The 15,900-nt window shown below is 67.7% G+C and carries 12 protein-coding genes; 7 read left to right on the plus strand and 5 right to left on the minus strand.

Annotation, left to right across the window (positions count from 1 at the left end):
- The first annotated feature begins 4 nt into the window (after positions 1-4).
- From IT41_RS08770 to hflX, 7 genes are all read left to right on the plus strand, one after another.
- Positions 5-1,504 carry a response regulator gene (locus IT41_RS08770; protein ID WP_036740324.1) on the plus strand — a complete coding sequence of 500 codons (1,500 nt, stop codon included), beginning with the start codon at positions 5-7 and terminating at the stop codon, positions 1,502-1,504.
- Positions 1,505-1,548: 44 nt separating this feature from the next.
- Positions 1,549-3,846, plus strand: a complete 2,298-nt coding sequence (locus IT41_RS08775; protein WP_081967507.1) for a sensor histidine kinase NtrY-like — start codon at positions 1,549-1,551, stop codon at positions 3,844-3,846.
- Positions 3,843-5,231, plus strand: a complete 1,389-nt coding sequence (gene ntrX / locus IT41_RS08780; protein WP_036740326.1) for a nitrogen assimilation response regulator NtrX — start codon at positions 3,843-3,845, stop codon at positions 5,229-5,231. Before IT41_RS08775 ends, ntrX begins: the two co-directional genes overlap by 4 nt.
- 117 nt (positions 5,232-5,348) lie before the next feature.
- Positions 5,349-6,725, plus strand: coding sequence for a Trk system potassium transporter TrkA (trkA, locus tag IT41_RS08785; RefSeq protein ID WP_036740327.1), 1,377 nt, complete (start codon positions 5,349-5,351; stop codon positions 6,723-6,725).
- An 8-nt stretch (positions 6,726-6,733) separates the two neighbouring features.
- Entirely contained in the window at positions 6,734-8,356 is a 1,623-nt protein-coding gene (locus IT41_RS08790; RefSeq protein ID WP_036740329.1) for a potassium transporter TrkG, read from the plus strand.
- An 81-nt stretch (positions 8,357-8,437) separates the two neighbouring features.
- On the plus strand, positions 8,438-8,671 hold the full coding sequence (gene hfq / locus IT41_RS08795; RefSeq protein ID WP_017999735.1) for an RNA chaperone Hfq: 234 nt from the start codon (positions 8,438-8,440) through the stop codon (positions 8,669-8,671).
- Complete coding sequence (gene hflX, locus IT41_RS08800; RefSeq protein ID WP_036740330.1) at positions 8,672-9,979, plus strand: GTPase HflX; 1,308 nt, start codon at positions 8,672-8,674, stop codon at positions 9,977-9,979.
- A gap of 91 nt (positions 9,980-10,070) precedes the next feature.
- Here the strand turns inward: hflX and IT41_RS08805 are convergent, their stop codons facing one another.
- From IT41_RS08805 to IT41_RS08825, 5 genes are all read right to left on the minus strand, one after another.
- On the minus strand, positions 10,071-10,991 hold the full coding sequence (locus IT41_RS08805) for a carbohydrate kinase family protein (RefSeq protein WP_036740332.1): 921 nt from the start codon (positions 10,989-10,991) through the stop codon (positions 10,071-10,073).
- On the minus strand, positions 10,988-12,346 hold the full coding sequence (locus tag IT41_RS08810; RefSeq protein WP_052081359.1) for a TFIIB-type zinc ribbon-containing protein: 1,359 nt from the start codon (positions 12,344-12,346) through the stop codon (positions 10,988-10,990). Before IT41_RS08810 ends, IT41_RS08805 begins: the two co-directional genes overlap by 4 nt.
- Before the next feature lie 11 nt (positions 12,347-12,357).
- Positions 12,358-13,512: an SPFH domain-containing protein gene (locus IT41_RS08815; RefSeq protein ID WP_036740463.1), complete on the minus strand. Its 1,155-nt coding sequence runs from the start codon at positions 13,510-13,512 to the stop codon at positions 12,358-12,360.
- Positions 13,513-13,633: 121 nt separating this feature from the next.
- Entirely contained in the window at positions 13,634-14,665 is a 1,032-nt protein-coding gene (locus IT41_RS08820) for a DUF2927 domain-containing protein (protein ID WP_052081360.1), read from the minus strand.
- Positions 14,666-14,670: 5 nt separating this feature from the next.
- The gene (locus tag IT41_RS08825) at positions 14,671-15,849 is read right to left on the minus strand and encodes a toxic anion resistance protein (RefSeq protein WP_036740338.1); all 1,179 of its coding nucleotides are present in this window, start codon (positions 15,847-15,849) and stop codon (positions 14,671-14,673) included.
- Between the last annotated feature and the right edge of the window lie 51 nt (positions 15,850-15,900).

Genomic DNA, 15,900 nt, shown 5'->3' on the forward strand with positions numbered 1-15,900 from the left:
CATCATGGACGGCACCGTATTGATCGCCGATGACGACCGCACCATCCGCACGGTGCTGACGCAGGCACTGACCCGTGCCGGCTGCCGGGTCCATGCCACCGGCGCGCTGGCGCAGCTGCTGCGTTGGGTCGAGGAGGGGCGGGGGGATCTGGTGATCACCGATGTGATGATGCCCGATGGCAACGGGCTGGACCTGATCCCGGCGATCCGCAAGGCGCGGCCCGATCTGCCGGTGATCGTGATCTCGGCCCAGAACACGATCGTCACCGCGATCCGCGCCACCGAGGCCGAGGCTTTCGACTATCTGCCCAAGCCCTTTGACCTGCCGGACCTGATGACGCGGGCCGGACAGGCGCTGTCGCGCCGCCTGCGCCGCGGCGATATCGCGCCCGCCTCCTCCGGCGTGGCGGCCGGGGATGCGCCCGCCACCGAGGGCGCCGATCCGGCGCTGCCGCTGATCGGCCACGCGCCGGCCATGCAGGGCCTGTTTCGCATGGTGGCGCGGATGCTCAATGCCGACCTGCCGGTGCTGATCGCGGGCGAGGCCGGGGTGGGCAAGACCGTGGTCGCGCGCTCGTTTCACGATCTCTCGGACCGGCGCGAGGCCGGGTTCATCACGCTGACCTCGGCCGACCTCTCCGAGGAGGCGGTGCAGCGCGCGGGCGAACGTGCCCGAGGCGGCACGCTGCTGATCGAGGATCCGCCCGGCTTCGACATGGCCGCGCAGGCGCGGCTGATCGGCATGATCGAGGCCTGGGAAAGCGGGCCGCTTCGCAGCCAGATGCCGCGCATCGTCTCGACCACCGGACCCGACCCGGCGGGCGATCTGGCGGCCGGGCGGCTGCGGGCCGATCTGTATTACCGGCTGGCCGGCGCCACGATCACCGTGCCGCCGCTGCGCGCCCGGGTCGATGACATCCTGCCCCTCGCGCGGCATCTGCTGGCCCGCGCGGCGATGCATGGCCTGCCCTCGCGCCGGCTCTCGGACGAGGCCGCGGCACTGATTCGCGCCTATCCCTTTCCCGGCAATGTGCGCGAGCTGGAAAACACCATGCGCAGGCTTGCCCTGACCTCGGCCGGCGAGGAAATCACCGGCGCCGAACTGCTGGCCGTCCTGCCCGATGCCCGGCTTGTTCCCGCGACGCCGGGGGCGGGGCCGGCCCGCCATGCCGGCGCCGCGAAAACCGGCGGCGCGACCCCGCAGCCGGTTGCGGCGGCGATGGCGGGCCTGCCGCCGGGCGAGACCGCGAATATGCGGCTGGCACAATCGGTTGAGATGCATTTGCAACGCTATTTCGACCTGCATGGCGATCAGCTGCCGCCGCCGGGCCTCTATGACCGCATCCTGCGCGAAATCGAAAAGCCGCTGCTGGAAATCGCGCTGGACGCAACCGGCGGAAACCAGCTTCGCTGCGCCGATCTGCTGGGCATCAATCGCAATACGCTGCGCAAGAAACTGACGGATCTGAATATCGAAGTGACAAGGCGCCGCAAACTGATGTAAAACCGCCACAGGTGGCCGCGCGAGAGTCACGCAGCCGCCACATAATGCCGCGAGACAGCGGCAATGGCGTGAGGTCGGGCGAATTGGCGGAAACGCTGTCCAGAAGAACATGGGAACGGGTCGCGCTGCTGCGGCGCAAGCGGTGGTATCACAATGCCATGACGCTGATCCTGGTGCTGTTGGGGCCGCTGCTGGCGGCGCTGACCTTTACCGTCATGGGTCCGCCCGCCGATGCGGGCGGCGGCGGTGCCGCGCTGCGGCTGGTCCTGCTGGCCGACCTGATCTACCTGATCGTGCTGATCGGGCTGGTGGTGACGCGGATGGCGCGGATCGTCGCCGCGCGGCGCAACTCGGCCGCCGGCTCGCGGCTGCATATGCGTCTGGTCGGGGTATTCGCCACCATCGCGCTGGTGCCGACGGTGCTGGTCGCGCTGTTTGCCGGCCTGACGGTGAATATCGGGCTGGAGGGCTGGTTCTCGGACCGGGTGCAGCAGGTGGTCTCAAGCTCGCTTGCCGCGGCCGAGGCCTATCAGGAGGAACACCGGCGCGACCTGACCAAGGACGCGCAGCTGCTGGCCGGCGCCTTGAAACAGGCGGCGCGGCAGAACCCGATGCTGGTCGATGGCGAGTTGCGGCAGCTTCTGGGGCAGGGTCAGGCCCTGATCCAGCGCGGCCTGCGCGAGGCCTATGTGATCGACGGCCGCGGCGAGATCCGCGCCCGCGGCGAACGCAGCTATCAGTTCTGGTACGAGGAACCGACCGACCGGCAGTTCGACGCCGCCAGCGCGCAGGGGCTGGTCCTGATCGAGGACTGGCAGAACAATGAATTCCGCGCCCTGGTGCCGCTGCCGCCGCTGACCGACCGCTATCTTTACGTCACCCGCGATGTCGATGGCAGCCTGCTGGGGCTTCTGGACGACACCCGCGCGACGGTCGGCGAATATCAGCGCCTGGAGCAGGAGCGCGGCCGCGTCCTTCTGGAGTTTTCGCTGCTTTATCTGGGCTTTGCCCTGCTGCTGGTGGCGGCGGCGATGTGGCTGGGCCTGTGGTTCGCGGATCGCCTGTCGCGCCCGATCGGGCGGCTGGCCGAGGCCTCGGAACAGGTGGGCGAGGGCAATCTGGACCTGCAGATCCCCGAGCCCGATACCGGCGACGAGATCCAGACGCTGGGCCAGAGCTTCAACCGCATGATGCGGCAGCTGAAGCAGCAGCGCCAGGAACTGGTCGAAAGCTATCGCGCCGCCGATGACCAGCGGCGGCTGTTCGATTCCGTGCTGACCTCGGTCACGGCGGGGGTGATCGGTCTGGACGCGGCGGGCGAGATCGACTTTCTGAACCGCTCGGCCACGCGGCTTCTGGGGCTGGACCCGGGGCGCGACCACGACCGGCTGCTGTCCGAGGCGGTGCCGGAATTCGGGCCGCTTTTCGAGCGGCTGCACCAGTCGGTCAACGAATGGGTGCAGGACGAGATCCGCCTGACCCGCGAGGGGCGGGTGGAAAGCCTGCTGGTGCGCATGGCGATCCGGCGCGGCGCGGCCGGCGGGCTCGAGGGCTATGTGGTGGCGCTGGACGACGTGACCGATCTGGTCTCGGCGCAGCGCATGGCGGCCTGGGGCGATGTCGCGCGCCGCGTCGCGCATGAGATCAAGAACCCGCTGACGCCAATCCAGCTGTCGGCCGAGCGGATCCGGCGCAAATTCGGCCCGATCGCCGGCGCCGATCGCGACACGCTCGAGCAATATACCGAGGTCATCATCCGCCAGACCAACGATCTGCGCCGGATCGTGGACGAGTTCTCGCGCTTTGCCCGGATGCCCGAGCCGGACCGCAAGGAAACCGATATCGCCCGGCTGCTGCGCGATGCCGAACTGCTGCAGCGCGACGCGTTGCGCGGCGCGCTGGAATCCGACATCCCCGACCAGCCGGTGGTGGTGGATGCCGATCCGGGCATGCTGCATCAGGTGTTCACCAATCTCTTGAAGAACGCCGGAGAGGCCATCGACGATCTGCGCGAAAACCCACCCGATGGATGGGTGCCCAAGGTCCGGGTCGAGATGCGCTCGGCCCCCGATTCGGTCACCATCCGGATCATCGACAACGGCCCCGGCCTGCCCGACGACCGGACCCGTCTGTTTGAGCCCTATGTGACGATGAAGCCCGGCGGCACCGGCCTTGGCCTGCCGATCGTCAAGAAGATCGTCGAGGAGCATGGCGGCAGCCTGTCTCTGACCGACGCCCCCGGAGATCGCGGCGCCATGGCCGAGATCCGGCTGCCGCGCGAGCGCCAGCCGGTGCGCCTTTCGGCCCGCCGCCAGAAAAACGAGCAGGAAGCAGTGAAATGAGCGATATTCTTATTGTGGACGACGAACGGGACATCCGCGAACTGATCTCGGACATCCTGCGCGACGAAGGCTACGCGACCCGCCTGGCGGCCAATTCCGACCAGGCGATGACAGAGCTGAACGCCGAGGAACCTGCGCTGATGATCCTGGATATCTGGCTGAAGGACAGCAAGATGGACGGGATCGACATTCTCAAGCAGGTCAAGCGCAACAATCCCGACGTGCCGGTGGTCATCATCTCGGGGCATGGCAATATCGAGATCGCGGTCGCGGCGATCAAGCAGGGCGCCTATGACTTCATCGAGAAGCCGTTCAATATCGACCAGCTTCTGGTGGTCATCCGCCGCGCCATGGAGACCTCGCGGCTGCGCCACGAGAACGCGACGCTGAAACGCGGCGAGGCCCGCGCGGCCGAGATGCTGGGCAATTCCCCGCCCTATCGGCGGCTGCGCGACCAGCTCGACAAGGTGGCGAAATCGAACGGCCGGGTGATGCTGACCGGCGAGCCGGGCGCGGGCAAGGAAATCGCCGCGCGCTACATCCATGCGCAAAGCCCGCGCGCGCGCGCGCCCTTTGTCACCGTGTCCTGCGCCACCATCGAGCCCGAGCATATGGAAGAGGTCCTGTTCGGCCGCGAAAGCGCCGAGCGCGGCATCGAGCCGGGCCTGCTGGAACAGGCCCATGGCGGCGTGATCTATTTCGACGAGGTCGCCGACATGCCGCTGGGCACGCAGCCGAAAATCCTGCGCGTGCTGACCGAACAGCAATTCCAGCGCGCCGGCGGCTCGGACAAGGTGCGGGTCGATCTGCGGGTGATTTCCTCGACCAATCGCGATCTGGCGGCGGAAATCGCCGCCGGCCGGTTCCGGCAGGAACTCTACGACCGGCTGAACGTGGTGCCGGTCGCGGTGCCGTCGCTGGCCGAACGGCGCGAGGATATTCCGATGCTGGCCGAATATTTCATCGAGCAGTTCCACGCCACGCAGGGCCTGCCGCTGCGCGAACTGCCCGAGGAAACCAGCGCCGCGCTGCAGGCGATGAACTGGCCCGGCAATATCCGCCAGCTGCGCAACGTGATCGAGCGGGTGCTGATCCTGGGCGACGGCACCGGCCCGATCCAGCCCTCGGAACTCGAGACGCGGAACGGCGGCGCGGGCGCCGGAGAGGCGCTGGCATTGGGGCCGCAGATCACCAGCCTTGCCCTGCGCGAGGCGCGCGAGCTGTTCGAGCGCGAATACCTGCTGGCCCAGATCAACCGTTTCGGCGGCAATATCAGCCGCACCGCGCAATTCGTCAGCATGGAGCGCTCGGCCCTGCATCGCAAACTGAAATCGCTGGGCGTGGTCGGCGGCGTGCGCGTCGATGACGAGGTGGCGGCGAAATAGGCCGGGCCGGGCGCACCGCATCGCGGCTTTTTCCGGCCCTGCCGCCGGCGGCCTCTATCCGGCGCCGCGCCCACGGGTTAGGATCGCGGTTCACGAAGGGCAGAAACCGGGATCAGGATGAAGATCATTATCTGCGGAGCGGGGCAGGTCGGCTGGCATATCGCGCGCCACCTCGCGGGCGAGCGGAACGATGTCACCATCATCGACACCAATGCCGAACTGATTCGCCGGGCGACCGATGCGCTGGACGTGCAGGGGGTGACGGGTTTCGCCAGCCATCCCGACGTGCTGGACCGCGCCGGGGCGCGCGACGCCGATCTGCTGATCGCCGCCACCCATTCCGACGAGGTGAACATGGTCACCTGCCAGGTCGCGCATTCGGTGTTCCAGGTGCCGCGCAAGATCGCGCGGCTGCGCAGCTCGGCCTATCTGGACGCGATCTATTCGGATCTCTACCGCACCGATCACCTGCCCATCGACGTGGTCATCAGCCCCGAGCGCGAGGTGGCGCGGGCGGCGCTGCAACGGCTGTCGGCGCCCTCGACCTTTGACGCCGAAACCTTTCTTGACGGGCGCTTGCATCTGCTGGGCATCGCGCTGGAACCCGACAGCCCGGTGCTGAACACGCCGCTGCGCCAGCTCAACGACATGTTTTCAAGCCTGTCGGCGACCGTGGCCGGGGTGCGGCGGCAGGGCAAGCTGTTCGCCCCCGAGCCCAATGACCAGCTGTTCGAGGGCGATCAGGTCTATGTCTTTACCCTGGCCGAGGACGTGCCGCGAACGCTGGAAATCTTTGGCAAGCCGATGGCCAAGCAGGAAAGCGTGGTCATCATCGGCGCCGGCAATGTCGGCCTGGCGGTGGCCCAGACGCTGGAATCGCGGCCCGAGCGGATCCGCGTCAAGCTGATCGAGCGCAATCGCGGCCGGGCCGAGGACGCGGCCGACACGCTGAACCGGACCATCGTGCTGAACGGCGACGGGCTGTCCGCGGAACTGCTGGAAGAGGCCGCCGTGCCGCGCGCGGATGCGGTTCTGGCGATCACCGATGACGACAAGACCAATATCCTGGCCGCGGTGCGCGCCAAGCAGGCTGGCGCCAAGCTGGCGATTTCGCTGGTCAACGACCCGACGCTGATGCCGATGATGGAGCCTTTGGATATCGACGCCTTCATCAACCCGCGCGCCAGCACGGTTTCGACCATCCTGCGCCATATCCGGCACGGGCGGGTGCGCGACATCTATTCCATCGGCGATGCCGAGGCCGAGGTGATCGAGGCGCAGGTGCTCTCTACCTCGCCGATCGCGGGCCGGCCGGTGCGCGACATCGAATTCCCCGAGGGCGCGCTGATCGGCGCCGTCCAGAAGGGCGGCAGGGTCATCAAGCCGGTGGGCGATCTGCGTGTCGAAGAGGGCGATATCGTGGTGATCTTCTCGCTGGCATCCGATATCCCCGAGGTCGAGCGCCTGCTGCAGGTCTCGATCGACTTTTTCTGAGGCGCGCGATGGGCATTCTTCTGCGCCTGCCGCTGATCGTCATCCTGGCCGGGATCGGCTCGCTGGCGATGCTGGTGCCGGGGCTTTATGCGCATGCGCTGGATCAGCACAAGGTCGGCACGATATTCGTCAGCTCGTCCGGCCTTTTCCTGCTGCTGAGCGCGATCCTGGGGCTTGCCACCGCCGGCCGCCCCGAGGGGCCGCGCGCGCGCAGCGCCCTGCTGACCATGCTGGGCACCATGGCGCTGTTGCCGGCGATGCTGGCGGTGCCCTTTGCCATGTCGCTGCCCGATACCGGCTATCTGAACGCCTGGTGGGAAATGGTGTCCAGCCTGACGACCACCGGCGCCTCGCTCTATTCGGCGGATCTGCTGGCGGCGCCCCTGCATCTGTGGCGTGCGACCGTGGGCTGGCTGGGCGGGCTGTTCATGCTGACCGCGGCGGTGGCGCTGCTGGCGCCGCTGAGGGTCGGCGGGTTCGAGATCCTGTCCTCGCCCTATGGGCGCAGCGAACGGTTCCAGCGCCTGCCGCAATCGGCCGAGGCGGCCTTTCTGCCCGGCTATGTGGTGGCGCCCACGCATCGCAGCGGGCTGGTCGGGCCGGTCTTTCGCATGATGCGTGCGGGGCAGCTGGTGTTGCCGCTTTATGGCGGGCTGACCCTGCTGATGTGGGTGTTGCTGCTGATGATCGGCGAGCCCGGGCTGATCGCCCTGACCCGCGCCATGGGCACCCTTTCGACCAGTGGCATCAGCCCGGTCACCGGCCCGGCCGGGCAGTCCAGCGGCATCCTGGGCGAGGTGGTGATATTCCTGTTCCTGATCCCCGCCCTGTCGCGGCGTTTCTGGCCCGGCGGAAACGAGCTGAGCACCGGCGGCGGCTGGATCGAGGACCCCGAATTGCGGATGGCCGCCGGGGTCGTCCTGCTGGTTTCGCTGGCGCTGTTCGCGCGCCATTTCGTCGGCGCCATCGACGTGTCGCCCACCGGCGCGGCGGGGGTGCTAGAGACATTGGACAGCGCGGCATCGGCGGCCTGGGGCGGCATTTTCAGCGCGCTGAGCTATCTGACCACGACCGGCTGGAACTCGGTCGAGTGGCAGGGTGCGCGGAACTGGTCCGGGCTCAGCTCTCCGGGGTTGATGCTGGCGGGGCTGGCGATGATGGGCGGCGGTGTCGCGACCACGGCGGGCGGGGTCAAGCTGCTGCGCGTCTATGCGCTGGCACGTCACGGCGAACGCGAGATGGAAAAGATCGTGCATCCCGATTCGATTGCCGGCGGCGGGATGATGGCGCGGCGGCTGCGCCGCGAGGGGGCCTATCTGGCCTTTATCTTCTTCATGCTGTTTGCCAGTTCCATCGCGGTGGTGGTGATGCTGATCTCGATCCAGGAGATCGAGTTCGACAGCGCCACGATCCTGTCCATCGCCGCGCTGACCAATACCGGGCCGCTTGCCGGCGCGATTCCGCTTACGCCGACCTTTCAGGGTTCGGCCGGCATGGCCGGCGCCCCGTGGGAGGGCTGGGCCGGTCTGCCGGCGGCCACCAAGGCCATTCTGGCCGGCGCGATGATCGTCGGACGGGTCGAGACGCTTGCGATTCTGGCGCTGTTCTCGCCGGAATACTGGCGCCGCTAGGCCGTTGCCGATGACATGCTTGCAAGCCGCTGCGGGCTCGCCTAAGTCTTGAAAAACAGCGATAAGGACAAGGTGCCACCTATGGCCGGCGACAAACAGAACCTGCAGGACGCTTTTCTCAACCATGTTCGCAAGGGCAAGGTTCCGGTCACGATCTTCCTTATCAATGGCGTCAAGCTGCAGGGCGTCATCACCTGGTTCGACAATTTCTGTGTGCTGTTGCGCCGCGACGGGCAATCGCAGCTGGTCTACAAACATGCCATCTCGACCATCATGCCGGGCCAGCCGATCAGCCTTTACGACGGCGAGGACTGATTGGCGGAAGCCTTTGAAACCCGCGAACGTCCGACCCGCGCCTATGTGATCCATCCCGATCTGGGCAATGAGCGCACCCGCCGCGCGCCCGATCTGGCGCTGGAAGAGGCGGTGGCGCTCGCTCATGCGCTGCCCGCGATCGAGGTCACCGGCGCCGAGGTCGCGCGGCTGCGCAAGCCCGATCCGGGGATGCTGTTTTCCAAGGGCAAGCGCGAGGAGGTGGGCCGCAACATCAAGGCTGCCGCCGGGGGCGAGGGGGCCGAACTGGTGCTGATCGACGGGCCGGTGACGCCGGTCCAGCAGCGCAATCTGGAACAGGACTGGGGCGTCAAGATCCTGGACCGGACCGGGCTGATCCTCGAGATCTTCGCCGACCGCGCCCAGACCCGCGAGGGGGTGTTGCAGGTGGAACTGGCGGCGCTGGCCTATCAGCGCACGCGGCTGGTCCGCGCCTGGACCCATCTGGAGCGCCAGCGCGGCGGGCTGGGCTTTGTCGGCGGTCCCGGCGAAACCCAGATCGAGGCCGACCGCCGCGCAATCGACGACCAGATGGTGCGCCTGCGCCGGCAGCTGGAGCGCGTGGTCAGGACGCGCGAGCTGCATCGCAAGGCGCGCGCCAAGGTGCCCTATCCGATCGTCGCGCTGGTGGGCTATACCAATGCCGGCAAATCGACGCTGTTCAACCGCCTGACCGGGGCCGAGGTGATGGCGAAGGACCAGCTTTTCGCGACGCTGGACCCGACCATGCGGCAATTGACCCTGCCCGGCGGGCGGCGGGCGATCCTGTCGGACACGGTGGGCTTCATCAGCGATCTGCCGCATGAGCTGGTCGCCGCCTTCCGCGCCACGCTGGAAGAGGTTCTGGCGGCCGATCTGATCCTGCATGTGCGCGATATTTCCCATCCCGAGACCGAGGAACAGGCCGGCGATGTCGGCGAGATCCTGGACAGTCTGGGCGTCGATGACGACGTGCCGCTGATCGAGGTCTGGAACAAGATCGACGCGCTCTCGCCCGAAACCCGCGCCGCGCTGCGGCGCGCCGATGCCCGGACCGAGGGCGTTCAGGCGATCTCGGCGCTGTCGGGCGAGGGGCTGGAGGATCTGCTGGCCGCGATCGAAGCGCATCTGGCCGCGGCCCTGGAAGAGCCCCGCAGCGAGGCCGAACTGGTCCTGCCCCATGCCGATGGCCGGCGCCGCGCCTGGCTGCATGGCGAGGGTGTCGTCCTTGGCGAAGAGATCGCCGAGGACGGGGTGCATATGCGGCTGCGCTGGACCGAGCGGCAGAAAAGCCGGTTCGAGGGGCTGTGACGGCGGCGCCGGTGACGGCCGCCGCATGGATATTTATCTGAAGAAGAAAGCCGCGGCGGCGCCCCGGTCCGGCGCGGCCGCTGCGTGACGCTCAGGCCGGGAGCGCCGTCAGTTCATGCGCCCAGGGCGGGTCGGCGCCGGGGCGCGAGACGGTGATCGCCGCCGCGCGGGTGCCCAGCGTCAGGGCGTCGAGGATCGTCCCGGCTGTCAGCTGGCCGATCCCGGCGCGTGTCAGGGCGCCCTGTCGCGCCAGCGCGGCCAGCACGCCGGCATTGAAGGTATCGCCCGCGCCGATGGTGTCGGCCACCTTGACGCTGACGGCGCTGGCGGCCAGGGTTTCGCCCGACCAATGCGCGCGCGCCCCCCGGGCGCCGCCGGTCTGGAAGATCACCCGCGGTCCCTTGCCGAGGATGGCGGCGGCGGCTTCGTCCGTGCTTGCGCCCGGGGCCAGCCATTCGAGGTCGTCGCCGGAGAGCTTGACCAGATCGGCCATGCCGAGCAGGCGTTCGAGCCGGGCGCGATAGGCGGCTTCATCGGCGATGAAGAAGGGCCGGATATTGGGGTCGATCATGACCGGCATACGGGGGCGGCAGCGCGCGACCAGCGCCTCGATCGCGGCGCCGCAGGGATCGGGGACCAGGCTGATGCCGCCGATGAAAAGGGCCGTCACGGTTTCCGGGATTTCGGGCAGATCCTCGGGGCGCAGCATGCGGCCGGCCGAGCCTTCGTCGTAAAAGGCATAGCGGGCCTCGCCGCCGGTCAGCGTCACGAAGGCCAGCGTGGTCAGCCGGTCGCTGCGCGGACAGAGCGAGATATCGACGCCTGCCCCGGTCAGCGGCGGCAGCAGCATTTCGCCGAAGCCATCGCGCGAGATCGGCCAGAGATAGCCGCTGGGCGCGCCCATCCGTCCCAATGCGATGGCGGTGTTGTAGACCGCGCCGCCCGGCATCGGGCGGTAGCTGGCGCCTTCGGGCACCATGTCGATCAGCGATTCGCCTGCGCAAAGGATCATGTCGCCTCCTCCCTCCGGGCCGGCCCCGCGATGGCCGCGGTGTCGGACAAGGTTCTCTGATAGCGGTAACTTCCGTGCGGGGGAAGGGATTTCATCGGGAGGCCGGCGGTGACCTGTGTCGCCGCGTCACCCGCCCGGCCGATGCGCAGGAAGCCGCTCTTTTCGTTCAGCGCCAGCAGCCCCGCCAGCAGGACAAGCGCCAGCAGCACCGCCAGCGCGATCTTCCAGACCGACCAGGGCCGTTCGCCCTGCACGCGCCCCGACTGGCCGTTGACCACGAAGCGGTAGCTTTTGCGGTTGTAGCGATAGGCGGCGGTCCAGACCGGCAGCAGGATATGTTTGAACGTCTCGTCCCGGTAATCGGTCTGGACGGCATTGATGCGCTGTTCATCGCCGCCGATATCGCGGCGCACATCCATGGCGATGACGCCGGCCATCTCCTGGCGCGCGATCTCGTGGCCCGCGGCAAGCGGCACGGTATAGCCCTCGGCCAGGAAGCCGGCGAGGTAATCGGGGCGATAGGGCATCAGATGCGACAGGTCCCATGGCGTCAGCGCATCGGTGATGCGGCGCGGCAGGGAACTGGTGGCAAGCACCAGCACATCGTCGAAATCCCGCGCGACCCGGCCCGAGACCGGGCTCCAGCGGGTGCGGCGGACCTGCTGCGCCACGCGCTGCTTGCGGCCGTTGATTTCGCGCGTGACATGGACGGTTTCGTAGTACCAGTCGCCGCGCGCGCCGCTGTAGCGCGAGGCGGTATCTGCGTCGAAGGTCCAGAAGGGCGAATAGATGCCGTTCATCTTCTTGCCGCGGCGGGCATAGGCCGTGAGGCCCGAGGGCGCGAACCAGAGACCCCTGAGCCAGTCCTCGAGCGCGGCTTTCGCCTGCGCCTCGGTGATCACAAAGGGCAGCACGCCCTGCGGCTTGAGAAAGCGGCTCGTGCCCGTATCGGTGACGACCGGCGTCGCGCAGAAGGGGCAGGTCGTGGCGTGGCGTTCGCTGGTGATCTCGATCCGGGCGCCGCAATTGGGGCAGGAGAGCGTGCGATGGCTTTCCGTCAGGTCGCTGTCGCGGTCGAGCGACAGGCCCTGCGCCAGCGGCACTTCGCCAAGCTGCGGCGCCTTGTGCCCGGCATCCCATTGCAGCGCGCGGCCGGTCGAGGGGTCGAGCAGGATGGCGCTTTCGCCCCATGGTCCCTGTCTTGGCTGGCGGCCGGGTGCGCGGCTCGGGCCGGGGCCGATCTCCTGCTTGTGTCCGCAATAGGGGCAGACGAGGCTTTGCTGCCCCGGCGAGAATTCAAGGCTGGCGCCGCAATTCTCGCAGGGATAGCGGTATTCTGACGGGGGCGTCGGCATTCCCGCCCCGTTCAGCCGTCCTGCCTGGGCAGCGGCGGCGGAGGTGGCGGCGGTGCGATGGTGAAGAGCTGCGCCAGCTCGTTCACTTCATCGGCGGGTTTCCAGCCGTCCTGGCCGGGGGTCCAGACCAGCGTGTCGCGGCTGAACTGGCCTTCGTTTGCCAGCCGGCCCAGCTTGGCGCGGCCATAGGGGCCCTGCGCCTGACCGTCCACGGCGATATGCCAGACGGTTTCGGGTTGCAGCGGCGGCGGGCTTTGCGGGGCGGGTTGCGACGCCGATTGCGGCACCGGTCCCCAGGGGCCGCGCGCCCCGGCCATGTTCATCCCGGCCATGGCCGCGCCCATGCCGGCGCCAAGCCCCGCGCCGAGGCCGGCCCCCATGCCGCCGCCGGGCTGGTTCGAGGCGTTCAGCATTGCCTCGGAGGCGGCATATTGGCCGAAGCGGTTCAGATCGCCGACGATCCCCATCGAGGTGCGCTTGTCCAGAATTTTTTCAACTTCATCCGGCAGGCTAATGTTTTCGATATAGAATTCAGGAATGGTCAGCCCGTATTCCTGAACTGTGGGGCTGATCGCCTGGGCGATCATCTTGCCGAAATCGCCGGTATTGGCCGCCATGTCCAGAACCGGGATACCGGAGCCCGCGATCATCCGCGAGAATTCCTGCACGATGATATTGCGCAGCTGAAAGCTGATCTCGTCGCGGGTGAATTCGCCATCGGTGCCGACGATCTCGGTGATGAAGCGGCCGGGATCGGTCACGCGCATGGAATAGGTGCCGAAGGCGCGGATGCGGACCGGGCCGAATTCCGGATCGCGCGCGATGACCGGGTTGCGCGTGCCCCATTTCAGATCGTTGAAGCGGGTGGTGTTGACGTAATAGATTTCCGATTTGAACGGGCTGCGAAAGCCGTGATCCCAATGCTGCAAGCGGGTCAGGATCGGCAGGTTGTTGGTTTCCAGCATGTAAAGGCCGGGGCCGAAGACATCGGCCAGCTGGCCCTCGTGGATGAAGACAGCCGCCTGGCCCTCGCGCACGGTCAGCTTGGCGCCGTATTTGATCGCATTTCCGACGGTAGGAAAGCGATAGACCATCGTGTCGCGCGAGTCGTCGGTCCATTCGATGATCTCGATGAACTCGCCGCCAAGGATGTTGAACAGGGACATGAGGGCCTCGCTTGCGAAAATGGTCTTGTTCGGGCCGCAGGTTAGCGCAGGGGGGCGGCGCGATCCATCGGCCATTCGGGCCGCGGGTAAAATCTGCGTCAGGCGCGGCGCTGGCCGGCCGTCATGCCTCGATCGCCAGCAATTCGCGGGCGATCTGCAGCACGATGGGGCGGGCCTCGGCCTCGGTCATGCCGGGTTGCAGGCGCGCATCGTAGAGGATTTTCAGCAAAAGCTCGTCATGGCGGGTCAGATAGGCGAATTCCTCGTCATCGTTGAAGATCGAGGGCCGCGCCATCGGGCTGTCATTGGCCAGCCCCATGCCCTGGGCCAGTTCCTCATGGATGCAGGAGCGGCGAAGCCGGGGCGGCAATTCGGCCCGGATCAGCGCCACCGCCTGGACATAGACAGCCGAATTCCCCTGTGAATAGGCGAAGACCGTGCAGTAGTTCTGCGGCGCCAGTTCGCTGAGCGCGTTCACATCCGAGTCGGGGATGCCCGGCACCAGCGAGTTCAGGCGCGGGCCGATGGCGCGGCGCTCGTCCTCGTTGACGATCAGCACGGCGAAATTGCCCTCGGCCCCGGTCAGGGAAACCGGATGGCCGCTGACGCGCTGGATGCGGGCGGCGAAACTGCCGATCTCGGCCCTGTCGCGGCTGCGCTGGCCGGTATCCACCGAATCGCCGAATTCGACGCGCAGCTGGACGGGCCGCTGCCAGCGCCGCAGCGGTGCCGGGGTGTCGCGCGCAACCAGCCGGCCGCCGTCGCGGGCATATTCGTCATAAAGCGCGATCCTGATGAAATCATCGGCCAGCTTTTCCGGCGACAGCGCGATCTCGCTGCCCTGATCGGTGCGCAGCTTGCCGCGCGCGATCAGCGCCTCTTCGATGCCGGTCAGGTAGTTGCGCATGTTCATGCTGGCAGGGCTGGCCGCCGCGGCCCTGGCGCGGGCATTGGCGTCGCGCGCGCCATGCGCGCGTTCGCGGCGCAGCGCGGCCTGATCCACACGCGGCAGATCGGGCTTTTCCGGCGGGGCCGTGCTGTCGATCCCGGGCGGCGGTGGCGGCGGCGGCAATTCGGCGGCACAGCCCGCCAGAGCCGCGGCCAGCGTCACGGCAAGGGGCAGGCCGGCGCGCGGCCTGCGGACTTGAAGCATGGCTGTCACGATGGCGCGGTCTGGGTGGGGGTTGTGGATCGGGCGCTGGCCGCGGCGAGGGTGTTGCGCAATTCGCTTTCCATCGTCTTGAGGTCCTCTTCGGCGGCGGCGCGGCGGGTGCGGCCCTCATCGGCGATGCGCAGGCTGTCCTCGATGGTCGAGATCAGTTCCGCATTGGCGGTGCGCACCGCCTCGATGTCGAAGACGCCGCGCTCGACTTGGGTGCGGATCTGGGCATTCGCCTGACGCAGGTTCCTGGCATTGGCGGTCAGGAGGTCGTTGGTCAGGTCATTGGCGCCCTTGACCGCGCGGGCGGCCTCGGCGCTGCGCTGGATGGTGACGGCCTGCGCCAGCTGGGTTTCCCACAGCGGCACGGTGTTGACCAGCGTCGAGTTGATCTTGGTGACCAGCGACTTGTCGTTTTCCTGAACCAGCCGGATCGAGGGCAGCGACTGCATGGTGACCTGGCGGGTCAGTTTCAGGTCATGCACGCGGCGCTCCAGATCGTCGCGCGCCGAGCGCAGGTCGCGCAGCTCCTGCGCCGCCATGACCTTGTCGTTTTCGGCCGCGGCCTCGATGGCGGCCTCTTTCGCGGGAATCTCGGTGGCGTCGATCTGCGCCAGCTTTTCCTCGCCGGCGGCGATGTAGAGCGCCAGTTCGTCGTAGAAATTCAGCGTGCGGTCGTAAAGCAGGTCCAGCGACTTGATATCCTTGAGCAGCCGGTGCTGGTGCTGGTCGAGATCGGCGCTGATCCGGTCGATCTGGGACTGCACCTCTTCGTAGTTGGCGACGAATTTGGCAAAGGGCGCGGCGCGGCCCAGCAGGCGTTCCCACCAGCTGCGCTGGCGGCGCACGTCGAGTTCACTGACCGAGAAACCGCGGATGGTGGTCACTATCTCGCGCAGCGATTCGCCGGCCGGACCGACATCCTTGTTCTTGACATCGGCCAGCATCGCCTGGCTGATTTCCTGCAGCTCGTTCTGGGCGCGGGCGCCGAAATGGACGATCGAGCCGGAATCGCCGATATCGAGCTCGGCAAGGCGCTTGCGGATCTCGCCGGCGACGGCGGGATCGGCCTCGGCAAGCTTTGGGGCGGTCGCGGGCGGCTCGGGCAGGACTGTGGCGGTTACGGTCTGGATCTCTTCCAGGGCCGCTTCGGCGCTGGCCTGCGTCTGGGTGGTCATCCGGTCGTCCTTTCTGCTGGGTTCAGGACCGGCGGCAGAATAGGCCGATTC

Source organism: Paracoccus halophilus (assembly GCF_000763905.1).
GTDB lineage: Bacteria > Pseudomonadota > Alphaproteobacteria > Rhodobacterales > Rhodobacteraceae > Paracoccus > Paracoccus halophilus.

Excerpts from the sequence above, each read along its gene's own strand:
- IT41_RS08770 (WP_036740324.1), top strand. The coding sequence starts at position 5 with ATGGACGGCACCGTATTGATCGCCGATGACGACCGCACCATCCGCACG.
- IT41_RS08775 (WP_081967507.1), top strand. The coding sequence starts at position 1,549 with ATGCCGCGAGACAGCGGCAATGGCGTGAGGTCGGGCGAATTGGCGGAA.
- ntrX (WP_036740326.1), top strand. The coding sequence starts at position 3,843 with ATGAGCGATATTCTTATTGTGGACGACGAACGGGACATCCGCGAACTG.
- IT41_RS08810 (WP_052081359.1), bottom strand. The coding sequence starts at position 12,346 with ATGCCGACGCCCCCGTCAGAATACCGCTATCCCTGCGAGAATTGCGGC.
- IT41_RS08815 (WP_036740463.1), bottom strand. The coding sequence starts at position 13,512 with ATGTCCCTGTTCAACATCCTTGGCGGCGAGTTCATCGAGATCATCGAA.
- hfq (WP_017999735.1), top strand. The coding sequence starts at position 8,438 with ATGGCCGGCGACAAACAGAACCTGCAGGACGCTTTTCTCAACCATGTT.
- IT41_RS08825 (WP_036740338.1), bottom strand. The coding sequence starts at position 15,849 with ATGACCACCCAGACGCAGGCCAGCGCCGAAGCGGCCCTGGAAGAGATC.
- IT41_RS08820 (WP_052081360.1), bottom strand. The coding sequence starts at position 14,665 with ATGCTTCAAGTCCGCAGGCCGCGCGCCGGCCTGCCCCTTGCCGTGACG.
- IT41_RS08790 (WP_036740329.1), top strand. The coding sequence starts at position 6,734 with ATGGGCATTCTTCTGCGCCTGCCGCTGATCGTCATCCTGGCCGGGATC.
- IT41_RS08805 (WP_036740332.1), bottom strand. The coding sequence starts at position 10,991 with ATGATCCTTTGCGCAGGCGAATCGCTGATCGACATGGTGCCCGAAGGC.
- trkA (WP_036740327.1), top strand. The coding sequence starts at position 5,349 with ATGAAGATCATTATCTGCGGAGCGGGGCAGGTCGGCTGGCATATCGCG.